The sequence below is a fragment of the Gordonia sp. CPCC 205515 genome, assembly GCF_048537925.1.
In the GTDB taxonomy this organism is placed as follows: Bacteria; Actinomycetota; Actinomycetes; order Mycobacteriales; family Mycobacteriaceae; genus Gordonia.
In genome coordinates this window covers 1-556 of record NZ_JBCLVJ010000036.1, presented here as the reverse complement: position 1 = coordinate 556, position 556 = coordinate 1, and the positions used below count along the sequence as shown (strand labels likewise).

The following is a 556-nucleotide window of genomic DNA, read 5'->3' as shown; positions in this document are numbered from 1 at the left end:
CGAGGACTATCGCGGCCTCCCACGTCCTTCATCGGCTCCTGGTACCAAGGCATCCACCGAACGCCCTACACACTTACAAACAACACCTACAAACACACCCCACACACAACAGTGCGCGAGACACGAATGTAGAAACATTCATCGACAAAAAACTTGCAGTACCAAAGACTACAAAAAAATAAAGATGCTCGCATCCACTATGCACTTCTCAAACAACACACACCCACCATCTCCGCACCGCTCCGCCTCCCATCACAGAAGACATCACCACGACACCTCAACAGCAGGCCCAGAAGAAACGTGTGTTCCCTCAGAACCCCGACAGTGTATTGGCAGCACCGAATCCGTCACCGAAAACAGTCACCCACCTCCACCAACCACAACGGCCGGCAGAAGCATTGGCATGTTTGATGTTTCACCCTCGAACACACACCCACAGCCACCACATTCGGGCAGCATCAGCAGGTGATGTTGTGTGCTCCTTAGAAAGGAGGTGATCCAGCCGCACCTTCCGGTACGGCTACCTTGTTACGACTTCGTCCCAATCGCCGATCCC

At 53.4% G+C, this 556-nt stretch carries 1 rRNA gene; it reads right to left on the bottom strand.

Going from position 1 to position 556, the window contains the following annotated elements:
• Positions 1-486 precede the first annotated feature (486 nt).
• A 16S ribosomal RNA gene (locus tag AAFP30_RS28775) occupies positions 487-556 on the bottom strand; the annotation flags it as partial.